The following is a 20,935-nucleotide window of genomic DNA, read 5'->3' as shown; positions in this document are numbered from 1 at the left end:
AGAGTCGGGTGCGGACAGAGTCATCTTCGGGACGTCCAAACGGGTTGGCCTCGCGGTTCTGCGTGGGGCCTGACAAGGTTTGTATGCACCAACCGGTGCCTAACTGATTCTGAAGGAGGAGGCTGTGCACAAATACAGTGTAGGGAGCGCCATCTCCGACCGGGATCGCGGCGAAGCGCCCCCCAGGAGCTTCGTCAGCATGAGCAGCCGGTAGCTATGAGCGCGGACGGAGAATTCGCGTGTGGCACAAAGCCTCAAGAGCGCGTAGAGATCCGCTTTCTGAGGATCGCGGTGACACCGCTCACCGCGTCAGAGGTCGCTACCGCGGCAGCAAGAGCCGATGGTAAGCGACTTCTCCTCAACCACAATCTGCACAGTGCTTACTTTCACGACACTGATGAAGCGTTTCGCGAGCTGTATCGACGGGCGGACTGGATTGTCGTAGACGGAACACCCGTGCGCTGGCTCGCCGCGCTTAGCGCGGGAAGAAAGTTAACATCCAACTACCGCATTGGGTCGACAGATTGGATAGGAGCACTACCACAGCTAAACGTAGCCCGAAGGCTATTTGTATATGGAGCCAGTGTCGAATCGAATGCGCGAGCGGTCGAAAGTCTGCGCGCCATGCTCCCCCAATGGACAGTCTCAGGTGTCGACGGCTACGTGTCGAGCGACATAGCCTTAACTCGAATTATCGATTTTGACCCCGACCTTGTGCTCGTCGGCCTCGGCATGCCTCGTCAAGAACTCTTTCTCCTATCTCACCTAGCCCAGCTACCGGACGCCACATACGCCACCGTAGGTGGCGCGATCGATTACCTTGCCGGCACCACACGCCTCGCCCCGAGGTGGCTTGGACGATTCGGACTCGAGTGGGTCTGGAGGCTTGTCAACCAGCCGAGACGGCTCGCTCACCGCTATCTAGTTGAACCACTCCTTCTCCTCATTAGGGTGCTCTGCGCTTCTTTTCGTGAACGCGGCTAACCCGCCGGGTGGCCCCGGTGGGCTCTGCGTGTCAGGGTGAGTTGAGTCCAGTGGTTCATAGCAAATCGGCCTGACGCAGGGCGAGATATGGATCGGCACATCATGACGAGCTCCACGATTATCCCGGTGAACGACAATGAACGGATGGATCCGACTCACCCGAGAGCTGACGGGCCGCGGCGGCGTCGCGTGTTCACAGCGTCCGAGAAGCTGGCCCATTTGCAGGGCTACGAGCAGGCGTGCGAGCACGGCGACGGCGGTGCCTATTTGCGGCGTGAGGGGTTGGTATTCGTCGTTGATCTGCGCGTGGCGCAAGCAGCGCGACGCCGGGGTGCTGGCAGGCAAGAAGCCCGGTGAAAAGGTCGGCAGACTCACCGCCGAGCAGGCCGAGATGGCTCGGCTGCGGCGGGAGAACGCCCGAATGAGCAAGCGGTTGAGCACCACCGAAGCCGCCCTGGACATCATGGGAAAAGCGCACGCTCTCTTGGAGACTCTCTCCGAGAGAGCGGATTCCGACGAGCAGCGCAAGAAGCGATGACCGAAACCTACGTGTTGCTGATCGCCGGCGGTGTGCCCACGAGACGGGCAGCGGGGTTGACCGGGATGGTGCGTTCGACGGCGCACCGGCGGCGCACCGCCGCTACCGCGCCCACTCCCGCGGTGGCGGCCCAACCAGCGCCCGATCCGGTCAACAAGCTGACCGAGCTGGAACGGCGGCGGGTCCTTGAGGTGCTCACCAGCGACCGGTTCGTCGATCTCGCGCCGTTGCAGATCTACGCCCAGCTGCTCGACGAGGGCACCTACCTGTGTTCGGTGTCCACGATGTACCGGGTACTACGCGAGAACAAGCAAGTCGCTGAACGCCGCCGGCTGGCGCGGCACCCGGCCAAGGTGTGCCCGGAGCTGGTCGCGACCGCTCCGTGGCAGGTGTACAGCTGGGACATCACCAAACTCGCTGGGCCGGTGAAGGGCACCTACTTCGATGCCTACGTGATGATCGACATCTACTCCCGCTACATCGTCGGTGTCGATGTTCATGCCCACGAATCCGGGGTGCTGGCCAAGGAACTGATGGAGCAGATCTTCACGGGGCATGGTGTACCGCAGATCGTGCACGCCGACCGGGGAACGTCGATGACCAGCAAGACCGTCGCCGCGCTGCTCGCCGATCTGGAGGTCATCCGGTCGCATTCGCGGCCACGGGTCCAACGACAACCCGTACTCGGAGTCGCTGTTCAAGACATTGAAGTACGGGCCGCAATTTCCTGAACGCTTCGGGTCAGTCAGTGGGGCAAGGCGATTCATGAACACCTTCACCAACTGGTACAACCACGAGCATCGGCACACCGGCGTCGTCCTCGACGATCGCCGCAGCCGCGCCGACCGGGCGGGCATTCCGCGGCGTCAGCGGAAGCGGCGGCTGCGCGGTCATCACGGCCATCGTCCACCAACCCCAGATCGCCAGCAACAGCTATCCATTATTTCGCACGAGGCCCGGGACCACGACACGACACAGCCGGAAACTCGCAGATCAAACCACAAAAATACCGACCGGGACCCGGACTCCATGTCGGGAGTCCTGGGCATCGGAAGACCTCCACCCCTACCCCCGCAGCGACTTGTCGACCACCTCTACACCCTCAACTGCGAAAAGCCATACCGGCAAACCAGGTGGTCCCATGACGGTGCAAACCACCTCAAACGGTCCCATGATGGGGTTGACCCCTGAAGGTGGACATCTGATCGCGGGACTGCTGGTCCTGCGGGGGAGGATGTTCCCGTGTCGGGAAACCGCAAGAAGTACACCCCGGAGTGTCGCGAGCAGGCCGTGCGTCTGGTCGTCGATACCGGACGCCCGATCGCGCACGTCGCCGCGAAGATCGGCGTTGGAGAACAATTGCTCGGCCGGTGGGTCGCGGCGGCCAAAGCGCGCTTGGCAGCCGATAATCCCGAGGTGCTCGATGACGATGAACGCGCAGAGCTGCACCGCTTGCGCAAGGAGAATGCTGAATTACGTTTGGACAGGGCGTTTTTGAAAAAAGCCGCGGCCTTCTTCGCCTCCGAACAGAACCGGTAGAGATGTACCGGCTGATCGAGGCGGAGAAGGCCGAGTTCACGGTGATCGGCATGACTGCACTGTTGGAGGTGTCGCGGTCGGGCTTCTACAAGTGGCGCGCGGCGCAGGTGGCGGGGCCCTCGCCGGCCCAGCAGCGCCGTGAGGTCATCGACGCGAAGGTCAAGGGGTTCCACGACGCCTCCGATCAGGTGTACGGCTCACCGCGGATCCTGGCCGATCTGCGCGACGACGGAGAAGTGATCTCACGCAAGACGGTGGCGGCCTCGATGCGCCGCGCCAGCAGATCGCCGGGATCACCCCCGCGGCAGTTCACCCCGGTCACCACGGTCGTCGACCTGGACGCGCATCGACCCAAGGACCTGGTGGATCGCCGATTCGACCGCGGTGAGCTCGACAAGGTCTGGACGTCGGACATCACCTACCTGGCCGCCGATGAGGGCTGGCTGTTCTGTGCGCGGTCCGCGACGGGTGCTCGCGGCGGGTCCTGGGCTGGGCGGTGGAGGATCACCTGCGCACCGATCTGGTGGAGTCCGCGCTGTCAATGGCGGTCACCATGCGCGGGCACTTACCAGGGCAGGTCATCTTCCATGCCGATCGCGGCACCCAGTACACCTCCGGGCAGCTCGCCCGGTTCGCCCGCGCTCACGACATCGCCCAATAGGTCGGCCGGACCGGGGTGTGTTGGGACAACGCTCAGGCCGAATCTTTCTGGAGCACAATGAAATCAGAGTTCTACAACCGCTACACCTGGCCGACCAAGGCTGCTGCTAGGCTGGCGGTCGGCGACTGGATCGAACGGGTCTACAACCGCCGACGACGGCACTCGAAGATCGGCATGATCAGCCCAGTCGAGTTCGAGGACCGCCACAATCAGACGGCACAAGCCGCCTGACCCCGTGTCCACCATCAGGGGTCAACCTCAATGAACGCGGCAATCGACCTCAGAATTTCACGGTAGGCCGGGTTGGACGGTGGCGGTTGCTGACCGGCCGTCTTGATCTTGATTTCATGGTTCCGGGTATGTCTCGGCGCCGCGTGTCGTGCGGTGGCGCCGGGTTCCACGGTCCCGGTGGGTGGTTCGCTCCTTACTTTGGGGTCGTCACTTTGGGGTCGTCGTGACAACGGCGCGGTGCGTCAGGGGATGGCCAGGACGCGGTTGAACGCGTCGGCGAATTCCTGCGCCCAGGGCCAGGTTTCGGGGATCCGCAGGATCAGTTTGCGGGAGTGGGAGACGAGCCGGGCGGCGGCGTGCAGTAGCCGGTAACGCAGCGTGTGCGGCTCGGCCTTGACCAGCGGCCCGTCGAGGAGCAGCAGCCGGGTCCAGCACAGCAGGTCGATCACGATGGCGGCGGCGGTGACCCAGGCGGTGTTGATGGCGAATGACGCCGACGGCCACCTGGCGAGACCGGTCGCCTTGCCGTTGCGGATGAACCCCTCGACGCGGGCGTGCACCCGGTGGCGGGCCTGCAACCGCTGCACCTGCCCGCCGCGGGTGGCCGTGGCAGTCACCTGGTAGCGGTATCCGTTGAGTTGTTCGAACAGCGACAGTTGGGTGCCGTGCTCGATCTTCTCCCGCCGCACCAGGATCCGCATGTCGGTGGGCCAGCCATCCAACCGGTCCCCGCCGGCGGAGTCCCGCAGCAGCCCGGTCAGCTCGGCCACCTGAGCGTCCTCGCGCGGATCGCCGGCCGGGTCGAGCGCCGGTGAGCACACATCCTCGGGGGTGTGGCCGATCGCGGTGCGGGCCCGCTCGTCCAGATCGAACCCGACCGAATAGGCCACCGACCAGCCCGGCCGGTTGTTCAGCGCGGTGAGGTGCTCGATGACGGCGTGGCTGGACCCGGCGCCGTCGATGGTGACCAGCAGGTTGGGCCGCCACCGCGCCGGGATTGCCGCGACCGCGGCGTCGATGATCGCGACGTGGTCTTCGGCGGTGTTCGACCCGGCGTTTCCCTTCCGCGCGATGATCGCCAGCAGTTCCCCGGTGTTGTCACACCACGCCGTCAACGGGTGGAAACCGTAGCCACCCTTGAAGTTCCCGGCCGCGCACTCCTTGTCCGAGTGCGCGGTGACCAGGGTGGCGTCGATGCGGATCACGATCACCGGCCCCAGATCCCCGTAGCAGGTGCGCGGGCGGGATCCGGCCGTGCCGTGCCGCGATCAGCTCCACACCCGTTCCGGGTCTTGTTGCGCGCCGTCGCGATCCGCGCCAGCGCCGCGTGGTCGAGTTCGTTCAGCGACCGCCACATCGTCGGGATCGACGCGACCGGCCCGAACAGTCGCCCCTGATCCCGCAGCACCGCGGACCCGGCCAGGTTCTCCGCGCCGCCGGCGATCGCGACCGCCACGTCGCGCCACACCGCGCCCCGGTCGTGGGTCACCTCCGGCCGCGACACCGCCGCCGACAACGCCTCGGTAAGTCCGGTCGCGTCGGCGAGCATCCGCGGAATCACGTTCCCGGCATGCCCGACCACATCGCCGCCGCGCACCTCCACACGCAGACTCTTCGACCAATCACTGTTATCGTGCATCTGTCAGGTGCGCTCCCTTCTCGGATAGCTACGGCATGGAAACCATGATTATCCTTGAGGCAGCGCACCTTTCACATTCACGACACCCATCGACTGCCAATTACGTGAAAGATCCAGGTCGACAAGCAGACTCGCCGAATCCGCCGCGCCGTGACTCAACAAGACTGCGCCGACCGTCTGTTCAGGATCGGTGAAACGGAGTGGTCGTCGAGGGCCCTGCCGCGAAGCCTGACGACAAGGTCGACCAGTCGTCGGTATACCGATCGCGGTAGAGCAAAGCGAAGTGATTGGCGCAAAGTCACTCGGATCGGAACCCTCGCGATCAACATGCCGAGAATCAAGTCTCGAGCGACGACTGGAAACTGCCATTTAGGACGGAACACTGCTACGACAGTCGCGCGGTACCCAAGAAAGGCTTTTCGAGTGAGTAGCGACTGATTTTTGTCCAGCCAGACAAGGAGCCCGGAGGCGCCGGAATGCCGTGAGGTTCGCCCGATCTCCGTAGCGTCACGCCAGATAATAAGTGGCTCATCAATCATGGTGAAGCGCACATTCGCTGCATGCGCACGTACGCAGAAGTCGAGATCCTGACCTTTGCGCAGAGTCGGATCAAACATGACTCTCCTCGCAACCTCCGTCGTTACTACGATCGTCGATGTCTGTACAACTTGGTTGGAGACGAAGAGATACTCACCCATATCCTCGTTGGAGCGTATGCCTCGGTCGGGCTTGAGCCATAGGCTTCCCGGAACACCGCGATCGACATAGGCGAGGGAGTACGCGGCTTCACATCCGGTTTCTTCCAGGAAACTTCGAACGCGCTCGAGTTTCTGAGGAAGAAAAACGTCGTCTGAATCCAGGAAGGCAATGTAGCGCCCTCGAGCTAGCTTGATGCCGGTATTTCGCGCGGCACCGCCGCCCTGGTTGGATTGGCGAACATACCGGAAGCGAGAGTCATCTAGGGACTTCACCGTGTCCCACAACTGTTGCGCATCGGTCGAACCGTCATCGACGACTATGCACTCGAAGCTTTCTTCGATGGTCTGCGCACGTATCGAGTGCAGGGTATGTTTCACTTCGGCTGATCTATTGAAGCAAGGAACAACCACTGAGAACAAGGGAAGAATCACGTCAGCATCTCCGGTCATACAGCCTCCGATACGTTGTTGCAGAAGACGGCCGAGAAAGCCTTGTGCAGAGCTCTCTCCTGTGACGCCACGATTGAAGAAATTTGCACGCTTCCTAGATTGCCTGCTTGAGAGAGGCTACGTCCCAAACCTTCAGGGATATCCGTACTTCGAACAGGCCGAATGCCTAATAGATCAAAGATGCCAACTACCTTCCGATTCACCGTCTCGTCGACGCATGGGATGGGCTCACACCCAGCAATCATGCCAAATAAAAGTACGTGAAGGCGGTTGGACAAAACGTACTTGCAGCCTGCGTATGCGTCCAACGCTTCGTCAGCGTCGGAGAAAGTAGCGCGGAATGACGAAGACCTTCCTGATGGATACTTGCGCATAGCGAGCTCATGCATGAAGGGTGCATCCCGTTGAACCTGCGCAATGAACTTGAAATCAGCCGACTTTGGCAGGATCTCGTCGAGATGTCGAATAAGAAGTTCGGCGTCTGAACGTTGCGAATCCATTTGGTCGACGCGAAAAGACAGTGCCACACCTTCGTTGCCCGAGATGTCGCATCGGTAACTAACTGCGCCGAACGCGAGGTCAGGTATGAGGCCATCGATCCTGATTCCCAAAGACTCTGCATATGCGCGGCTACTGGCATCCCTGGCGAGGAGACAGTGCATGAGGCGAGATCTCAACGCCAGTATTCGTGCGTGCCGGGAACCGAGTCGTTCGTACGACACTCCCACGTGGCACACGCGCACGCCGAGGAGCTTCATGCCAGCGAGAATGGCGGTGTTCGCTATCAAGCTAAGTAGTTGTATACCGTGTTTCTCGCCGACATAGCCTCCAGGAATCAGGAAGTAGTAACCGGGTCTTCTGAGGACACGTTGGAGTACAAGTGTGAAGAATAGCGACGCGGACCGCGCTTTTTTGACATGCGGAGAATATTCTTCGAGGTGCATCGATGCTAGAAAGGCGTCAGGGCACCGACTCGTGTCGACAACGACGTCCGAGAATCGGGAGCAGATCCGCACCAACTCGCGGTTTATGAGTGCGTCACCAGCGTTCTCGAACTGCGTTTTTACGCTGAGGAACGACGTCGGGCGGTTCACGAGTCCGATTGGAGGTTGTCGATGAAGGGGCTTAGATCTGCGAGGAACACCGACCGACACCCGTCCTTCGATCCGTTGAAGGTTATTATCTTGCCGCTCCGATCCCAAGCGGGGTGAGGGTCGATCCGATACTCATTATTGCGACCCACGAATTGCGGTCGCGTGTTGACGCGGAGCAGGCATGTTTCTACATCGGCGGCAATATCGATGGCACGGATAGGGACTGTGCCGTCCTCGAATGCGACTTCTTCGCTCGGGTATGCGTCCGTTATGAGGAGCTTTCCGGAAGGATCGACGGTGGGATGCCCGGATCCGACGCTGGAGGGGGCAAGGATACGAGTCTCTCTGCCGCGGTGATCAATCCTCACGAAGGACAGTCGGCGAGCTCGGGGAAAGTAGCGAAATCCCAGCCGGCGTGCTATTCGGCCCGCAAGAGTCGACGAGCTCATCCGCCACCCTGCGGGACGTGGGAAGATGAGGTTCATTACTATTGACCGCCCGTCGGGGCACCAGTTGGGGTGATGACCACCTTCCCACTCATCAGGCCCGAGCGCTAACGCCACGTCCCGTCCATCAGGGGCGAGGGTGAAGAGATAGTTCTCGGTCTTTCCGACTCGTGCGGAATCGGGTGCGAACCGCACTATGAACATCACCCTGTCGCCCTGTGGGTTCCATTTCGTGTGAAAGCCGTAAAAAGCACCGGATGAATGGCTCTGCCCCTGCCGGATGCCTGCCTGGCTAATCAAATCGGCGAAGCTGATCAATAGCCGAGAGCGGCCAGATGCTGTATCGGTCGAGTAGAGTCCATCCTCTGCGGATGCGCCACGGTTAGTTTTGATTCGATCGGTCGGCACGACTACGCCATAGCCTGGCTGCGTGATCCCGATTCGTCGGAGACATGGGCTCAGTGCCGCGCTGCCGTCCGGGGAAACCATGTACACGGTGGTATCGAGCCGATCCTCTCGACGTGCGATGAAGTCGACTTTAACGCCATATGGACTCCAGTCTGCGGAGTCTAAACGGTTGAAGTAGAGTGCATCGTCGGTGTCACCCCATTGCGCGTGTGCGCCTACCTGGGTATCCCACGCCGACGTGAGGGTGGAATACACCTCTTCGGCGGTCTCGAGGTCAAGCACGAAAACGCGTGCTTGGTCGCCTGGGACCGGAAGTCGGTCGTCATATGGAAATTCTGTGAGAGCGATGTAGCGACCCGATGGGCTGACCGGTGACGTGTCGTAGAAGCGATGTATCGTTGGACGGTTGCCATCCGTGAGTCGGTACACCTTGATCGAAGTAGACGGTTCAGTGTTCGTTTCAAATTTTGTGCTTATCATTCACAATTCTCGCTAACCGGTTGCAAAGTTCGCGTAAACTCTCTCTACAATTCAAGGCGCCGAATCCGAACACGCCGAAGCAGGACGGATCAATCCCTGCGTGTTTGCGGCATGACAAGACAGCGGCGAAATTCCACGCCAACTTCGATAGCGTGTAACAGTATGCTGCACCTACAAGACCAGCGTGGTCTACTGCGACCGGAAGTAAGGTAAGTGCAGCCAGGAGGCTGCCGCCCTGCAGCACGACCTGACGCCAGTGTAAATCTACGAGCTGTAGCATGAGTACTGTTGGGCCAGCGAGGGCGTTGATTAATACGCCCGCGGTCAAAATGTACAGAACATCGGCATGCTGCGCGAATATAGGATCGAATAATCCCAGAAGCTGTTGCGCGAAGTAGATAACTGCGATGCAGGCGAACACAGAAGGTAGACCTTGAACCACGATTGCTGTATTGCATTCTGCTTGAGCACGTCGTAAGTCCTTGGCTGCGATAGCACGGGCTATGTGTGGGCCCATCACTAGAGCGACCGACATAAGAAGTAGATTGATGACCTCAACGGTTTTCATCGCCGCGAAGAATGGACCGACCTCCGCCGGAGGAACTAATACTCCTAGTGCAATGGAAAAGATATAGAGGTCGGCGCTCGAAATGACGGCAACCAGTGTCAGGCCAGCCGTCAATTGCAGCCATTGTCGGGATAGGATCCCGCGAGTAGATATCCTTACCTTGAATTTCCGCGAGAGAATAATGGCATGCCACAGGACGATGACGAGAAGCGTTGCCCCCATTACAACCAGGGCTGAACCGGCGTCTACAGCGTGTGTTGGCATCAACCAGGGGACGCAGGCGATAACGATTGCTGTAGCAATGCGCCAAATCACGTCGCGACTTGCGACCGCCAAGACCACCCGATTCTGTATCCTCAGGGCGCCTAGGGTCGTTTGTGAAACGGCGAAGGTGATTGATAGCAGCGCGCCCCCTATAGCGACCGAGGCTGCGGCGTCAGGATAAAAAATCGTGGCGCCCGCATAAAATGCGATCCCGGCGATTGCCGACCCAATCACTGTCGATACAAACGAGAAAGCATAGGTTCGCATCTCCAAACGCGAGTCTTCGGCGTGCTGTGCCTTCGGGATCTCCTTGACGAGGAAGACTTGCTGGCCCATCGAACCTGCCATGCCGGCCATCATGGCCGCACTGAAAAGTACGCTGAACATACCGAACTGTTCCACGCCGGACTGACGGGCTATCAGTGCGAATAACAGGTATCCAGAAAGACCGCCGGCAGCCTTCAGGGCGAACACCACCAATGCCTGAAAGGAGCTTCCAGTTGCTAGCCCTCTGACAGGCGCGACGAGCTTAGTGCTGATGCGCGGCATCTTTTTCCCTCCGTTTAGCGGGACCCAATACGCACGACGCGTAACGGCGCGACGGGGAAGTTACGCTGAGCTACTTCGACTGGCAGATCACTATGTGAGTTGAAGGAGATCGCTCGGCGGCGAGCTAATTTCGCGCAGCCTTGTGCCAAAGTGCCCCGAGTGCCCCCGCGCATGCTAATTCGCTGTTCTTGCGGTTTCGCCCGCACAGGTGCTTCTCCAGTCTGAGACACGGTGCGTGGTGCACTGCCTTCCATAGAGTCGACGGCTTTGACTGCGCTGAGGCTTGTCGGCACCACGCTCGTCCCGGCCGCTTCGTTATGCCTAGGTTCGCGCACGGAGGTGGGATCGCGGACCCATGCCCGTAAACATAACCCAGAGTTCGGCCGTCGACCACACGTGTGTAGTTGTGGACCACACGTGTGTACTTGCGGTGTAGGGAGAGGATTTTTCGCGGTGCGCTCGTTTGATGTTGAGTTGCTCCGATGTTGGGAATTGCCCGTTCTCCTAAAGGGGACGCAATGGCCTGCACCGAACACCGGAAGCGAAGCGAGCGAATTCGCGACGCCCACCTAAAGCGTCCAGCACAGCAGGTCGATGGCCAGGGCGACCGCGGTGACCCAGGCGGTGTTGATCGCGAACGAGTGCGAGGGCCAGCGGGCCAGGCCGGTGTCCTTGCCGCAGCCGATGAACCCCTCCAACCGGTGCATGCACCCGGTGGCGGGCCTCCAGCCGCTGGGCCTGTCCACCGCGGGTGTTGGTCACGATCAGCTGGTAGCGGTAGCCGTTGAGCTGCTCGAACAGTGACAGCTGGCGGCCTTCTTCGATCTTCTCCCGCCGCACGAGGACGCGCATGTCGGGCGGCCAGCCGGCCAGCCGGCCGTCGGCGCCCTCGCGCAGCAGCCCGGTCAGCTCGGCCACGGCCGCGTCGTCGCGGGCGTTGCCCGGCCGCATCCAGCGCCGCCTCCCACCCGGCGGCGGGCATCTGCCCGATCGCGACCGAGGCCCGCTCGTCGAGGTCGAACCCCACCGAGCAGCCCACCGACCAGACCGGGCGGGTGTTCAGCTTCTCCAGGTGCTCGACCACCGCGTGGCTGGAACCCGCCCCCTCGATGGTGACCAGCAGGTTGCGCCGCCACCGCGGCGCGGCCGCCGCGTCGATGATCACGATGTGATGGGTCGCGGTGTTCGACCCGGGCGTTACCCGGGCGGGCGATCACCGCCAGCAGTTCACCGGTATTGTCGCACCACGCGGTCAGCGGGGAAACCCGTAGCCACCCTTGAAGTTGCCCGCAGCGTGCTGCTTGTCGCTGTGCGAGGCAACCAGCGAGGCGTCAATGCGGATGACCACCACACCACCCAGGTCCCCATAACAGGTCCGCGAGGGCGGGACCGCGCCATGCGAGCCTCGATCAACTCCCACACCCGCTCCCGGACCCGGTTGCGCACCAGCTCTGTTGCCGGCCGTGAGATCTCTGAGTAGGACGGTTTTCGCGGGTTACGGTGCTCACAGCGTGACGTGCGTGGGCGCCCAACTGTTCGCCCGTCAGGATCCACAGTTGACCTAGTCTAGGGGCCCGCGCAATTCGGTCTTCGCGTCTACGCGAAGCCCTAGATTGGTGTAGGTTTGGCGGTACTCTGCATCCTCTGCTCAGGCAGATGCTGCAATCTTCATGTTGTGTCGCCTCGCTCAGAAAGGTACCCAATGGGCTCGCCGCACCCGTCTGACGGCACGCTGAAATCTTATGCCTCGTTGAACAGCGGAAGCGTGGGCACACTGTCAGAATTCTGGCGTGTGTACCGACATAAAACATCCGACGTCGCGGGCAATGTCGCTAACGTAGTGGAAACATGCGAAGATATGGAGAGAGCAGCCTCCGAGCACTTCGGACTGTCGCTTGAGGGCGTGGCGATGTTAGAAGTTGGCGCGGGCCAGCAATTGTTGAGATTGAAGTACTTCAGTCGCCATAACACAGTGACAGCTCTCGACTATGACCTTATCGTTCAAGGCTTCGATCTAGCTGCCTACTTCCGCGTGTTCCGCCGCAACGGCCCGAAACGGACACTAAAGACTGTGCTTCGAAAAGTTGCCGGAATCGACCGGTCCTACTGGAATGAGCTGGAGAAGCACATCGGTCGGGTGCGATGCCGCCTTAACGTGGTACAAGGTGATGCGCATGCGATGCCATGGCCCGATGCTTCTTTCGACTTCGTTTATTCGTTTTCGGTATTCGAGCATGTCAACGACCCCGAGAAGTGCCTCGACGAGGTCATCCGCGTTCTGAGACCGGGCGGCGTCTTTTGTATCAGCACACATATGTACACAAGCGACAGCGGCGCGCACGACCCGCGCTCCTTTCTGCCGCACCATGGTGACCTCGCGCCGTGGGCGCACCTACGTCCAGCGCATCGGGGCTCCGTCAAGCCGAACGCATACTGCAATGCTTGGCGAAACGAACAATGGGAGAGACTATTTCGCGAGCGCTGTTCCGGCGTTGTATTGCAGAACATCATGAGTCCTGATTGGTTGGTTCCAGAACTCGCAACTTTGCGCCCCGCCGGCGAACTGGCTGAGTACTCGGATGAGGAGTTGCTGACATGTGATCTTTGGGCTCTATGGCAGAAGCCTTCACGCTGACTGAAGGGCTGCCTGAAAAGACCACCTGCCGTACGTCGTGACTCTCGGTCACACATGAAATTCGTTGGAGCTCGGTTCGTTTCGTCTGGTGCGTTGACGTCTACTAGAGAGCTAGCCTCAGAATTTCACAGTCGCCCGAGTTGTCCCTTGGCGGCCGCTGAACCATCCTGGGTTTCATGCACCCTCGGGATTCTGTGAGCCGGCCGGTTGGCTGGCGTCCGATTGATCGTAGTATTCGGCTTCTGCTTCGGCGGGTGGGGTGCGTCCGAGGCGGTGCATGAGGCGCTGCTGGTTGTACCAGCTGACGTAGTCGGCGGTGACGAGTTCGACGTCGCTCAGGTTGCGCAGCGGGCCCCGCCGGAACGGTGAATCGGCGCGGATGCATTCGGTCTTGCAGAGCCCGATGGTCGTCTCGGCCAAGGCGTTATCGTAGGCATCACCGACACTTCCGATCGACGGGCGCAGCCCCGATAAGAACCAGGGCGATTCACACCGCTAGCGCGAGCTGGGTTTGGACCGGGTTGAGGTGATCGTGCCCCAGACCCACGCCCCGGCGCTGAGGCCGAGGTCGACTTCGGCGAGTTTTACGCCACCATCGCCGGGGTGTTGATCAAGGTGTGGATGTTCGTGATGCGCCTGTCGCACTCGGTAAGGCTTCCATGTGGCTTTTGCCACCCAGGCCCAAGAAGCGTTCCTGGAAGGAGACGTGCTTGCCTTCGAGAGTTTCGGCGCGGTGCCGGCACGATCCGCTACGACAACCTCAAGCCCGCGGTGGTGCGGGTGCTGCGTGGCCGGGACCGGGCGGAGTCAGAACGATTCATCCCCCTCCGCAGCCATTACGGTTTCGACGGCTGTTGAGCGTCTCTCGAAGTGACGAGTACGGGCTGGGTGATCAGCGAGGACCCGGGACGGCGTTCCTGCTCGTGCCTACGCCCGTTTGGCCGCGACGGCTCGTTGCTGACCCGTAGGCTATGTTCAGGGGCTGAGTCGAATTGGGGGGTTGATGAGATCGTCGCTGCGGGGGTGTGGGCGCAAGCGGCCTACCGCGTGGGGCGAGAACGATGGTGCCGAATTGGAACCATAGTGTCCAAAGCTTATTTTTTTCACAGAGGCATAGTGCGGTACTGCAGTCGCAGCCACTTGCTCGGCTCGGGTCGCTGCGGCGAAATCAGTAAAGGGGCTCTTCATGAATGACGGTGTAGTTGGGGTTTGAATCCGCCGGTTTCCAGCAGTGATCTGGCGATGTAGTTGGTGAGGTTGCGGAATCCGAGGGCCGATCCGCGGAGGTGCTCGAGACGGCCGTTGATCGCTTCGGTGGGCCCGTTGGAGGTGCCGGGCCGGTCGAAGTAGGCCAAGACGTCGGCGGCCCGCTTTTTGAGTGTGCGTCCGAGGGTGATCACCTCCTGCAGGGCTTGGGGGACGCCGGTGCTCAGCGTGGTGATCAGCGCGGCCATCATGGTGCGGCCGGTCTTGCGGTCGGGGTGTCGGTAGGCGGCCACGGTGCGCTGATACATCGTCCAGGTGGCCTCGACCTCGGCATGAGCGTCGACGGCGAACACGGCGTCGAGCCGGGCCTTCTGTTTGTCGGTGAGCAGATCGGCCCCGGTCTGCAGGGTGCGCCGGCACGCATAGAGCGGGTCGGTCTTGCGGCCCCGGTGCCCACAGGTGGCCAGCTGGACACGGCGCCGGCATTCATCGAGGGCGTTGCCGGCCATCCGGACCACATGGAAGGGGTCCATCACCGTGGCTGCCTCGGGCAGCTCTTCAGCGGTGGCGGTCTTGAACCCGGAAAATCCGTCCATGGCAACGACTTCCACTCGGTCACGCCATTCTTGTGGCCGCTCAGCCAGCCATTGTTGGAACGCTTTCTTGGACCGCCCTTCGACCATGTCGAGCAGCCGTGCCGGGCCGGAGCCGTCACGCACTGGGGTCAGGTCGATGATGACGGTGACGTACTTGTCGCCGCGACGGGTGTGACGCCACACGTGCTCGTCGACGCCGATCACCCGCACACCGTCGAAGCGGGCCGGATCGGCGATGAGTACCCGCTGGCCTTCGGCCAGCACCGCGTTATTGGCGGTGTTCCACGACACCGCCAGTGCTTCAGCGACCCGCGCCACGCTCAAGTGCTGGCAGACAAGGGCTTCCAGCGCCCACTGCACAGCGCGCCGAGACAGCTTGGCCCGCGGTTCGGCGGCCTTGCTGGTGTCTTGGCGCCACACATGCGCGCAGCCGGCACACCGGTAGCGGCGCACAGTGACCAGCAAGGTCGTGGGCCGCCACCCGAACGGTTCGTGCGCAAGCTCGCGGGTGACGCTGTCACGCGGGACGCCTTGCTCGCCGCAACGGCGACACCACGAGTCGTCGTCGGTGATCCGGCACGCCAGAAACGCCCGATCGGGTGCCACGCGTTGTCCGGTCACCTGCAGCCCGAGCTCATCGAGGCGGCAGAACGTCGTCAGATCAGGGCACGCGAAGGTAGCGTCAGGCACGTCGAGGTCTTCCAGCTGGGCGGTGTGAGAACTCCCATCATCGGAAGACCTCGACCCCTACCCCGGTAACGACGCGCCGACCACCTCTACACCCTCAACTGCGAAGAGCCAGTAAAGGTAGACTTCGGCGACGATTTGCTGCCTGAACAGGGTAAGCGTGGAGCAGTAGACGCCGTGCAGCAGTAGACACTCAGCGATCAGGGGGCGATGATGACGATCCAAGAGCTTTTGAAAGTGCTGCGTGCGCGGTGGATCCTCATCGCGGCGACTATTGTCGTCGCTGTATTGGCAGCCGTCGCGGTCAACCTGCTTACCACCCCGCTCTACGAGGCATCGACGAGACTTTTTGTCGCCACCTCATCGGGCGACTCAGTAACCGAGATGTACCAAGGCAATCTCTATTCCCAACAACGCGTTGTCTCTTATACCGAGCTCGTTATGGGCGAGACTCTCGCGCAACGCACTGTCGACAAGCTCGGCCTAGACATGACCGCCGCTGAGCTGCAGGGAAACGTCAAGGCGACGTCGAAACCCGATACGGTGCTGATAGAGGTCACGGTGACTGACGAATCGCCGGTACGTGCCCGTGACATCGCCAACGCCCTGTCAGATGAATTCGTCGTTATGGTGCGTGAATTGGAAACCCCGCCCGGCGGGTTGGAGCCAGATGCACGAGTCGTCGTCGAGCAGCAGGCGTCAATTCCAGACGCACCGGTGGTTCCGAAAACCGCTCGCAATATCGCCATCGGCCTTGCGCTCGGGGTACTGTTGGGCGTTGGTCTTGCGGTTCTCCGCGATATGCTCGACAACACCGTTAAGGATCGAGAGACTCTCGAGGAGGTCGCGGGCGTCGGGGTTGTGGGAAGCATCCCGCTCGACAAGGAGCGCCGCAAGGAACCGGCGATTTCGTTCGAGACCGACAACTCAGGAATCGCCGAAGCATTCCGGAAACTCCGGACCAACCTGAAGTTCCTTGCGGTCGACGACCCGCCCCGGGTCATCGTCGTCACCAGTTCGATGCCTAATGAAGGCAAATCGACTACTGCAGTAAATCTTGCGTTGGCTTTGGCGGAGGATCAACACGACGTTGTCATTGTCGATGGAGACCTGCGACGCCCAAGGCTGAACACCTACTTGGATCTAGTCGGGTCCGTAGGGTTCAGTACGGTGCTGGCCGGGAGTGTATCCCTCGATGAGGCGATACAAAAGACTCGGTTCGACAGGCTCGCCTGCCTCACGTCGGGGCCAATCCCGCCCAACCCCAGCGAGCTGCTCGGTTCGATGGCAGCCAAGAAAGTCTTGGACGAACTTCGTTCTCTTTTCGACTATGTGATCGTGGATTCGTCCCCCCTCTTGGCGGTGACCGACGCCGCAATTCTGGCGGCCAATGCCGACGGAGTGCTGATCATGGCGAGGTTCGGGCAGACAAAACGTGAGCATTTGATGCACGCGGTGGGAAACCTTCAAGATGTAGGTGCCCGACCACTTGGTGCCGTACTCACGTTGACACCGGCGCGTGGTGGTTCGTCGTACAGTTACAGCTACTACGGAGATGGCGGCTTACCATCATCGCGGCCGAACCGCTGGCCACACGGTCGTAACACCACAAGAACGGCACCTGACAGCCAGTGATAGTTCGTTGAACCTACCGGCAAAGACGCGTCCGAACACCATCTGTCGAACGCGCAAGCCGAGGTATAGGTTCGACAGCGGGCAGCACTGGCTCACGGACATCCCATCCATGCAACAAGGCTAGGAGGCGCTCTGCACGTCCTCTTCGTGTGCACAGGGAACATCTGTCGGTCGCCAACGGCTGAACGGCTCGCCACGATGCACAGCGCTCAACCGCCGATCGAAGATTTCCGCGCATCGAGCGCCGGCACTCGTGCAGTCGTCGGGCACCCGATGCACCCCGACGCAGCCGCCGTACTCGAGAGCCTGCGCGGCGATTCATCTCAATTCGCAGCTCGGAAGGTCACGCGCAGACTCATAGCAGAAGCCGATCTCGTCGTCACCATGACGAGAGCTCACCGCGACGCCGTGCTGGAGCTGGCCCCCAGGCAATTACACAGGACCTTCACTCTCCATGAGGTCGCGCGGCTCGTGAACGACTGCGGAGCAACAACCGTCGAGAACCTTGCAGCGCTGCGTCCGCGACTGGCAGCACACGACATCCCCGACGTTCCCGACCCCATCGGGCAGAGCCCGGATTTCCACGCCATGGTCGGCCGACAGATAGCGAACCTGATTCCCGCAGTCCTCAAACTGCGGACGGCTTAAACCGCCGAAGCCCCTGGGGGGATCATCGCCTAATCCTCCCCGGCAGTCGGCTTATTCCGAACATTCGGGCACCGATACCTTGGGTTCGACGGTGTCGATCAGTGGTTGCACCGGCACTCGCGCTGCGCCCGCTGACGTCGGTTCCGAAAGCCGGAAGCTCAGCGAGCCGGATTGACCGGGCGGTATGCCAAGCTGCACTTCGAAGGTCGGGTGGCCACGTTCCGTCCCGCTGAACACGGGTACCTGTTGGCCCTCCACCAAAGCGCTGACCAACGTCGCACCCTTCGTCGCCAGCAGACGAACCGAAGTGACCATCGCGCCCTTCGGAACGTCGAGCGGAATATCCGGGCGAATTCCGGGCGCTGCGGCGACGTAATCCGGCAGTCCGGTTTCGGGCGCTTCATTCGCCAGCCGTACCGTCACCGTGGAGTTCCTGGTCTCAGCGTTACAGCCATCGGCGACATACTCGATTTGCCTTCTCAAGTAGTAGTCGAGCTTGTTACCGCCGAGATTGTTGATGACCACCTCGGCGTACGGTGCAGGATCGTCGGGAACCACATGCGCTAACGGAGTCTGTTCGAGCAACTGTTCTTCGGCTGGCACCGAACTCCACACCGCGATCCTGCGTTCGCCCGCTGCCTGCCCCAAGGCGTCGAGCAACTCTTGCGGCGATTCCACCCGTCCGGTGATTTTTCGGACCACTTCGCTGGCGATGTCCTGAAGATACGTTTTGCGCGCTGTCTGATCCGTCGGGAAACGGCTGTAGGCGGTGGATTCGGTGAGTTCGACGACGTTGTCTTTGGTGATCACTTCGCCGTCAGGCATCCTCACGGAGCCTACTGCGCCGAGCACATAGCTCAGCGCCACCGGGTCGAGGGCAATCACCCCGTCGACGTTCATTCCGGTCTGCTCTGCCCACATCGACTTCCAAATCTGGGCAGCGTAGGGGAAGTGAGAACTCAGGTTGCTGTTACGAAAGTCCGTCATCGGGTTGGTGAATCCGTACATCTCCGTGAACTCAGGGCCGAGATCCACCGAGGCCGAGGCTCCAGTCAGTTCTCGGTTTGATGCCAACGTGTCAACCGTTGCGGTGCCGTTGTCGAATCTGAGCAGGCCGAAGCCCCCGAGTAACCCTCCGGTGCCGCGCGCCTCGGCATTCGTCTGGAACGCCATGAAGTATGTACGGGGGCCGTCGGCTCCCATCATCGAGGGCGCGAGACGGGCGGCCAACGCCGTGTTGTCCAGCAACGCAGCGACGTTGGCGGTTTGTTCCTGCAGTTGTGACCGAGCGTCGGCCAGGAGTGATACGTACTTGGGGTCCGCTATGGCTTCCGCATCCTCTTCGAGTGCGGTGGCGGTCCCGGCGAGAGCGGTCAGCTCGGACTCGCGCTCACGGAGCGCTTGAACGTCGACACGGTTTCCTTGCATCAGCTGATCGGGTGAAAGTACGGCGCCGACCGTTGCTGCTGGCTGCAGCACGTCAGCTGCCAGACCAAGCACGACGTCCGATATTTCCTGACCAGTGGTGAAGGGATCACCCAACCACGGAACTGCCGAAGCAATCCCCCACGGCACTGAATGAGTCGCGTCACGCGCTTGTTGCGCATGAGAACGTGCGTCATCAGCATGTTGGGCGGCACCGTCGGTGTCCCCGTCCAGTAGCGCATCTTTTGCCAGTTGGGCGCTATCTCGCGCCGCCTCAAGGTTGGATTTCGCGTCGAAGGCTCGTAGGGCGAGCCAGCCGCCGAAACCGACCACCAGGATCAAGACAACGAGCCCGGCGAAAGCCACGTGACGGCGCCGAAGACGTTGCAGCATCTTCGGCCGCGCCTCTGGCTCGTCCAGTCCCGAAGAATCGTCTAGCGCGTCGCCGCCGCCGCTTGTTTCAGGCATCAGCGACCAACGCGCGAATATGTGGACTCAATGATGACCCGCATTCACATGAAGCTTCGATTGGCATAGCCGGACCGGACGTGTCGACAAGGGCAGATCTCTAGCCGCGGCCCGTTGAGGCAGCGACGGTACCGGCTGAACGGGCTGCGGTGCCTAGCTGCAGCCGATTAGCCGATCCACGAAAACGTGTCGCCATAGTCGGCATTGCCCCCCTATTTGTCCTTGCACGACATTCAGCGAGGGAAGCTTCGCAGCCTGTAGTGGCCATGTCAACTTCGCGCGCCTGCTGCAAGACGTCAGATCACCACGGCGACCCGCGTAAGCCGAGCAAACGAAGATGCCGATTCTCACCCCGCGGACCATTTGCTGTCGCTACCCTGGCGTGATGAACGGTCCGCAGGCGTTCCTGGTGGTTTCCTGGCTTGGAAACCGAGCACAGTGCCAATGTGGTTATCAAGGCAAACGCCGCTGGTTTTGCGGTAATGCCCTCCTCGATGTCATCGAGCACTGCCAAGTCGCCAAACATAAGCCGGTCGGCCTACCCGCCACCAGGCAGATGCAGGCGCTCTGACGGTCTCGAGCCGGTGCGCTCAGCTTGTCTCGGCGCCGGAGTCGATGACTTTGATCTTGGTCGACTGCGAGCGCGCTTTGGGTACGTTGACGGTCAACACGCCGTGGGCCAGTGACGCGGTGACGTCGCTGTCACGGATCTCGCCGGGAAGGGTGACGCGGTAGTCGAAACTGCCGACCCGCCGCGTACGCCGCCGGAACAGCCCTTCGCGGGTGCGTTCCTTGAATTCGCCGGTGACGGCCAATTCATTGCCGATCAGCTCGACGTCGATGTCTTCGCGGCGCACACCCGGGAGTTCGATCTCCACTTCGTAGCCGTCCTTGGTTTCGACCACGTCGGCCGACGGCATCACCGCCCCATCGGGTGTGGCGCCCAGTGCAGACTGCATGAGCCGGTCCAATTCCGAATAGAGGTCGTCGAGTTCGCGGAACGGGCGCCACCTGTCGGTCTGGCTGCTCGAACGTCGCACGGGCAGGGTCATCGTATTGCTCTCCTTGTTGTTCTTCTGGATTGTT

General features: G+C 61.3%; 18 protein-coding genes and 3 pseudogenes. 9 read left to right on the top strand and 12 right to left on the bottom strand.

Annotated elements, in window-relative coordinates; genetic code table 11:
* Positions 1–216: 216 nt before the first annotated feature.
* From G6N07_RS20855 to G6N07_RS20845, 5 genes and pseudogenes are all read left to right on the top strand, one after another.
* Positions 217–984: a WecB/TagA/CpsF family glycosyltransferase gene (locus tag G6N07_RS20855; RefSeq protein WP_085186974.1), complete on the top strand. Its 768-nt coding sequence runs from the start codon at positions 217–219 to the stop codon at positions 982–984.
* Between the two features lie 274 nt (positions 985–1,258).
* Positions 1,259–1,522: a hypothetical protein gene (locus G6N07_RS02855; RefSeq protein ID WP_099050095.1), complete on the top strand. Its 264-nt coding sequence runs from the start codon at positions 1,259–1,261 to the stop codon at positions 1,520–1,522.
* On the top strand, positions 1,519–2,253 hold the full coding sequence (locus G6N07_RS02850; RefSeq protein WP_099050096.1) for a DDE-type integrase/transposase/recombinase: 735 nt from the start codon (positions 1,519–1,521) through the stop codon (positions 2,251–2,253). Before G6N07_RS02855 ends, G6N07_RS02850 begins: the two co-directional genes overlap by 4 nt.
* Positions 2,228–2,713 carry a hypothetical protein gene (locus G6N07_RS20850; protein ID WP_372507541.1) on the top strand — a complete coding sequence of 162 codons (486 nt, stop codon included), beginning with the start codon at positions 2,228–2,230 and terminating at the stop codon, positions 2,711–2,713. Before G6N07_RS02850 ends, G6N07_RS20850 begins: the two co-directional genes overlap by 26 nt.
* Before the next feature lie 51 nt (positions 2,714–2,764).
* A pseudogene (locus G6N07_RS20845) lies at positions 2,765–3,953 on the top strand (IS3 family transposase).
* A 242-nt stretch (positions 3,954–4,195) separates the two neighbouring features.
* On the opposite strand, the gene G6N07_RS02825 reads toward G6N07_RS20845, so the two are convergent.
* The 8 genes and pseudogenes from G6N07_RS02825 to G6N07_RS21135 all read right to left on the bottom strand — a co-directional run.
* Positions 4,196–5,164: a transposase gene (locus tag G6N07_RS02825; protein WP_263858018.1), complete on the bottom strand. Its 969-nt coding sequence runs from the start codon at positions 5,162–5,164 to the stop codon at positions 4,196–4,198.
* On the bottom strand, positions 5,161–5,592 hold the full coding sequence (locus G6N07_RS20645; RefSeq protein WP_263858017.1) for a transposase: 432 nt from the start codon (positions 5,590–5,592) through the stop codon (positions 5,161–5,163). Before G6N07_RS20645 ends, G6N07_RS02825 begins: the two co-directional genes overlap by 4 nt.
* A 155-nt stretch (positions 5,593–5,747) precedes the next feature.
* A complete protein-coding gene (locus G6N07_RS02820; RefSeq protein ID WP_085192581.1) occupies positions 5,748–6,740 on the bottom strand; it encodes a glycosyltransferase family 2 protein in 993 nt (330 codons plus the stop codon).
* The gene (locus G6N07_RS02815; RefSeq protein ID WP_163784060.1) at positions 6,737–7,834 is read right to left on the bottom strand and encodes a polysaccharide pyruvyl transferase family protein; all 1,098 of its coding nucleotides are present in this window, start codon (positions 7,832–7,834) and stop codon (positions 6,737–6,739) included. Before G6N07_RS02815 ends, G6N07_RS02820 begins: the two co-directional genes overlap by 4 nt.
* Positions 7,831–8,970 carry a hypothetical protein gene (locus G6N07_RS02810; protein WP_133055579.1) on the bottom strand — a complete coding sequence of 380 codons (1,140 nt, stop codon included), beginning with the start codon at positions 8,968–8,970 and terminating at the stop codon, positions 7,831–7,833. Before G6N07_RS02810 ends, G6N07_RS02815 begins: the two co-directional genes overlap by 4 nt.
* Positions 8,971–9,148: 178 nt before the next feature.
* Positions 9,149–10,549, bottom strand: coding sequence for a lipopolysaccharide biosynthesis protein (locus tag G6N07_RS02805; protein ID WP_133055578.1), 1,401 nt, complete (start codon positions 10,547–10,549; stop codon positions 9,149–9,151).
* Positions 10,550–11,053: 504 nt separating this feature from the next.
* The gene (locus tag G6N07_RS02800; RefSeq protein ID WP_133055577.1) at positions 11,054–11,500 is read right to left on the bottom strand and encodes a hypothetical protein; all 447 of its coding nucleotides are present in this window, start codon (positions 11,498–11,500) and stop codon (positions 11,054–11,056) included.
* A gap of 245 nt (positions 11,501–11,745) precedes the next feature.
* Positions 11,746–11,897 (bottom strand): annotated as a pseudogene (locus G6N07_RS21135) (IS1380 family transposase); the annotation flags it as partial.
* Between the two features lie 354 nt (positions 11,898–12,251).
* On the opposite strand from G6N07_RS21135, the gene G6N07_RS02795 reads away from it, so the two are divergent.
* Positions 12,252–13,184: a class I SAM-dependent methyltransferase gene (locus tag G6N07_RS02795; RefSeq protein ID WP_085192578.1), complete on the top strand. Its 933-nt coding sequence runs from the start codon at positions 12,252–12,254 to the stop codon at positions 13,182–13,184.
* A 174-nt stretch (positions 13,185–13,358) separates the two neighbouring features.
* Here the strand turns inward: G6N07_RS02795 and G6N07_RS02790 are convergent.
* Positions 13,359–13,658, bottom strand: a pseudogene (locus tag G6N07_RS02790) (integrase core domain-containing protein); the annotation flags it as partial.
* A gap of 710 nt (positions 13,659–14,368) precedes the next feature.
* Positions 14,369–15,676: an ISL3 family transposase gene (locus G6N07_RS02780; RefSeq protein ID WP_085192575.1), complete on the bottom strand. Its 1,308-nt coding sequence runs from the start codon at positions 15,674–15,676 to the stop codon at positions 14,369–14,371.
* Between the two features lie 210 nt (positions 15,677–15,886).
* Between G6N07_RS02780 and G6N07_RS02775 the strand changes: the two genes are divergently transcribed.
* A complete protein-coding gene (locus tag G6N07_RS02775; RefSeq protein ID WP_085190442.1) occupies positions 15,887–17,308 on the top strand; it encodes a tyrosine-protein kinase domain-containing protein in 1,422 nt (473 codons plus the stop codon).
* 132 nt (positions 17,309–17,440) lie between these two features.
* A complete protein-coding gene (locus tag G6N07_RS02770) occupies positions 17,441–17,956 on the top strand; it encodes an arsenate reductase/protein-tyrosine-phosphatase family protein (protein WP_085190323.1) in 516 nt (171 codons plus the stop codon).
* Between the two features lie 51 nt (positions 17,957–18,007).
* Here the strand turns inward: G6N07_RS02770 and G6N07_RS02765 are convergent, their stop codons facing one another.
* The gene (locus tag G6N07_RS02765; RefSeq protein ID WP_085190444.1) at positions 18,008–19,774 is read right to left on the bottom strand and encodes a DUF4012 domain-containing protein; all 1,767 of its coding nucleotides are present in this window, start codon (positions 19,772–19,774) and stop codon (positions 18,008–18,010) included.
* Between the two features lie 460 nt (positions 19,775–20,234).
* Here G6N07_RS02765 and G6N07_RS02760 point away from each other — a divergent pair, with 460 nt between their 5' ends.
* Entirely contained in the window at positions 20,235–20,420 is a 186-nt protein-coding gene (locus G6N07_RS02760; RefSeq protein ID WP_165756761.1) for a hypothetical protein, read from the top strand.
* Between the two features lie 19 nt (positions 20,421–20,439).
* Here G6N07_RS02760 and G6N07_RS02755 read toward each other — a convergent pair whose 3' ends face one another.
* Positions 20,440–20,901: an Hsp20/alpha crystallin family protein gene (locus tag G6N07_RS02755; RefSeq protein ID WP_085190446.1), complete on the bottom strand. Its 462-nt coding sequence runs from the start codon at positions 20,899–20,901 to the stop codon at positions 20,440–20,442.
* Between the last annotated feature and the right edge of the window lie 34 nt (positions 20,902–20,935).

The sequence above is a fragment of the Mycolicibacterium doricum genome (genome assembly GCF_010728155.1).
In the GTDB taxonomy this organism is placed as follows: Bacteria; Actinomycetota; Actinomycetes; order Mycobacteriales; family Mycobacteriaceae; genus Mycobacterium; species Mycobacterium doricum.
This window is presented reverse-complemented; position numbering and strand designations above follow the sequence as displayed.

Coding starts and splice junctions, on each gene's coding strand:
- G6N07_RS20855 (WP_085186974.1), top strand. CDS start 217: ATGAGCGCGGACGGAGAATTCGCGTGTGGCACAAAGCCTCAAGAGCGC.
- G6N07_RS02805 (WP_133055578.1), bottom strand. CDS start 10,549: ATGCCGCGCATCAGCACTAAGCTCGTCGCGCCTGTCAGAGGGCTAGCA.
- G6N07_RS02800 (WP_133055577.1), bottom strand. CDS start 11,500: ATGCGGCCGGGCAACGCCCGCGACGACGCGGCCGTGGCCGAGCTGACC.
- G6N07_RS02820 (WP_085192581.1), bottom strand. CDS start 6,740: ATGACCGGAGATGCTGACGTGATTCTTCCCTTGTTCTCAGTGGTTGTT.
- G6N07_RS02765 (WP_085190444.1), bottom strand. CDS start 19,774: ATGCTGCAACGTCTTCGGCGCCGTCACGTGGCTTTCGCCGGGCTCGTT.
- G6N07_RS02755 (WP_085190446.1), bottom strand. CDS start 20,901: ATGACCCTGCCCGTGCGACGTTCGAGCAGCCAGACCGACAGGTGGCGC.
- G6N07_RS02795 (WP_085192578.1), top strand. CDS start 12,252: ATGGGCTCGCCGCACCCGTCTGACGGCACGCTGAAATCTTATGCCTCG.
- G6N07_RS02760 (WP_165756761.1), top strand. CDS start 20,235: ATGAACGGTCCGCAGGCGTTCCTGGTGGTTTCCTGGCTTGGAAACCGA.
- G6N07_RS20645 (WP_263858017.1), bottom strand. CDS start 5,592: ATGCACGATAACAGTGATTGGTCGAAGAGTCTGCGTGTGGAGGTGCGC.
- G6N07_RS02775 (WP_085190442.1), top strand. CDS start 15,887: ATGACGATCCAAGAGCTTTTGAAAGTGCTGCGTGCGCGGTGGATCCTC.
- G6N07_RS02850 (WP_099050096.1), top strand. CDS start 1,519: ATGACCGAAACCTACGTGTTGCTGATCGCCGGCGGTGTGCCCACGAGA.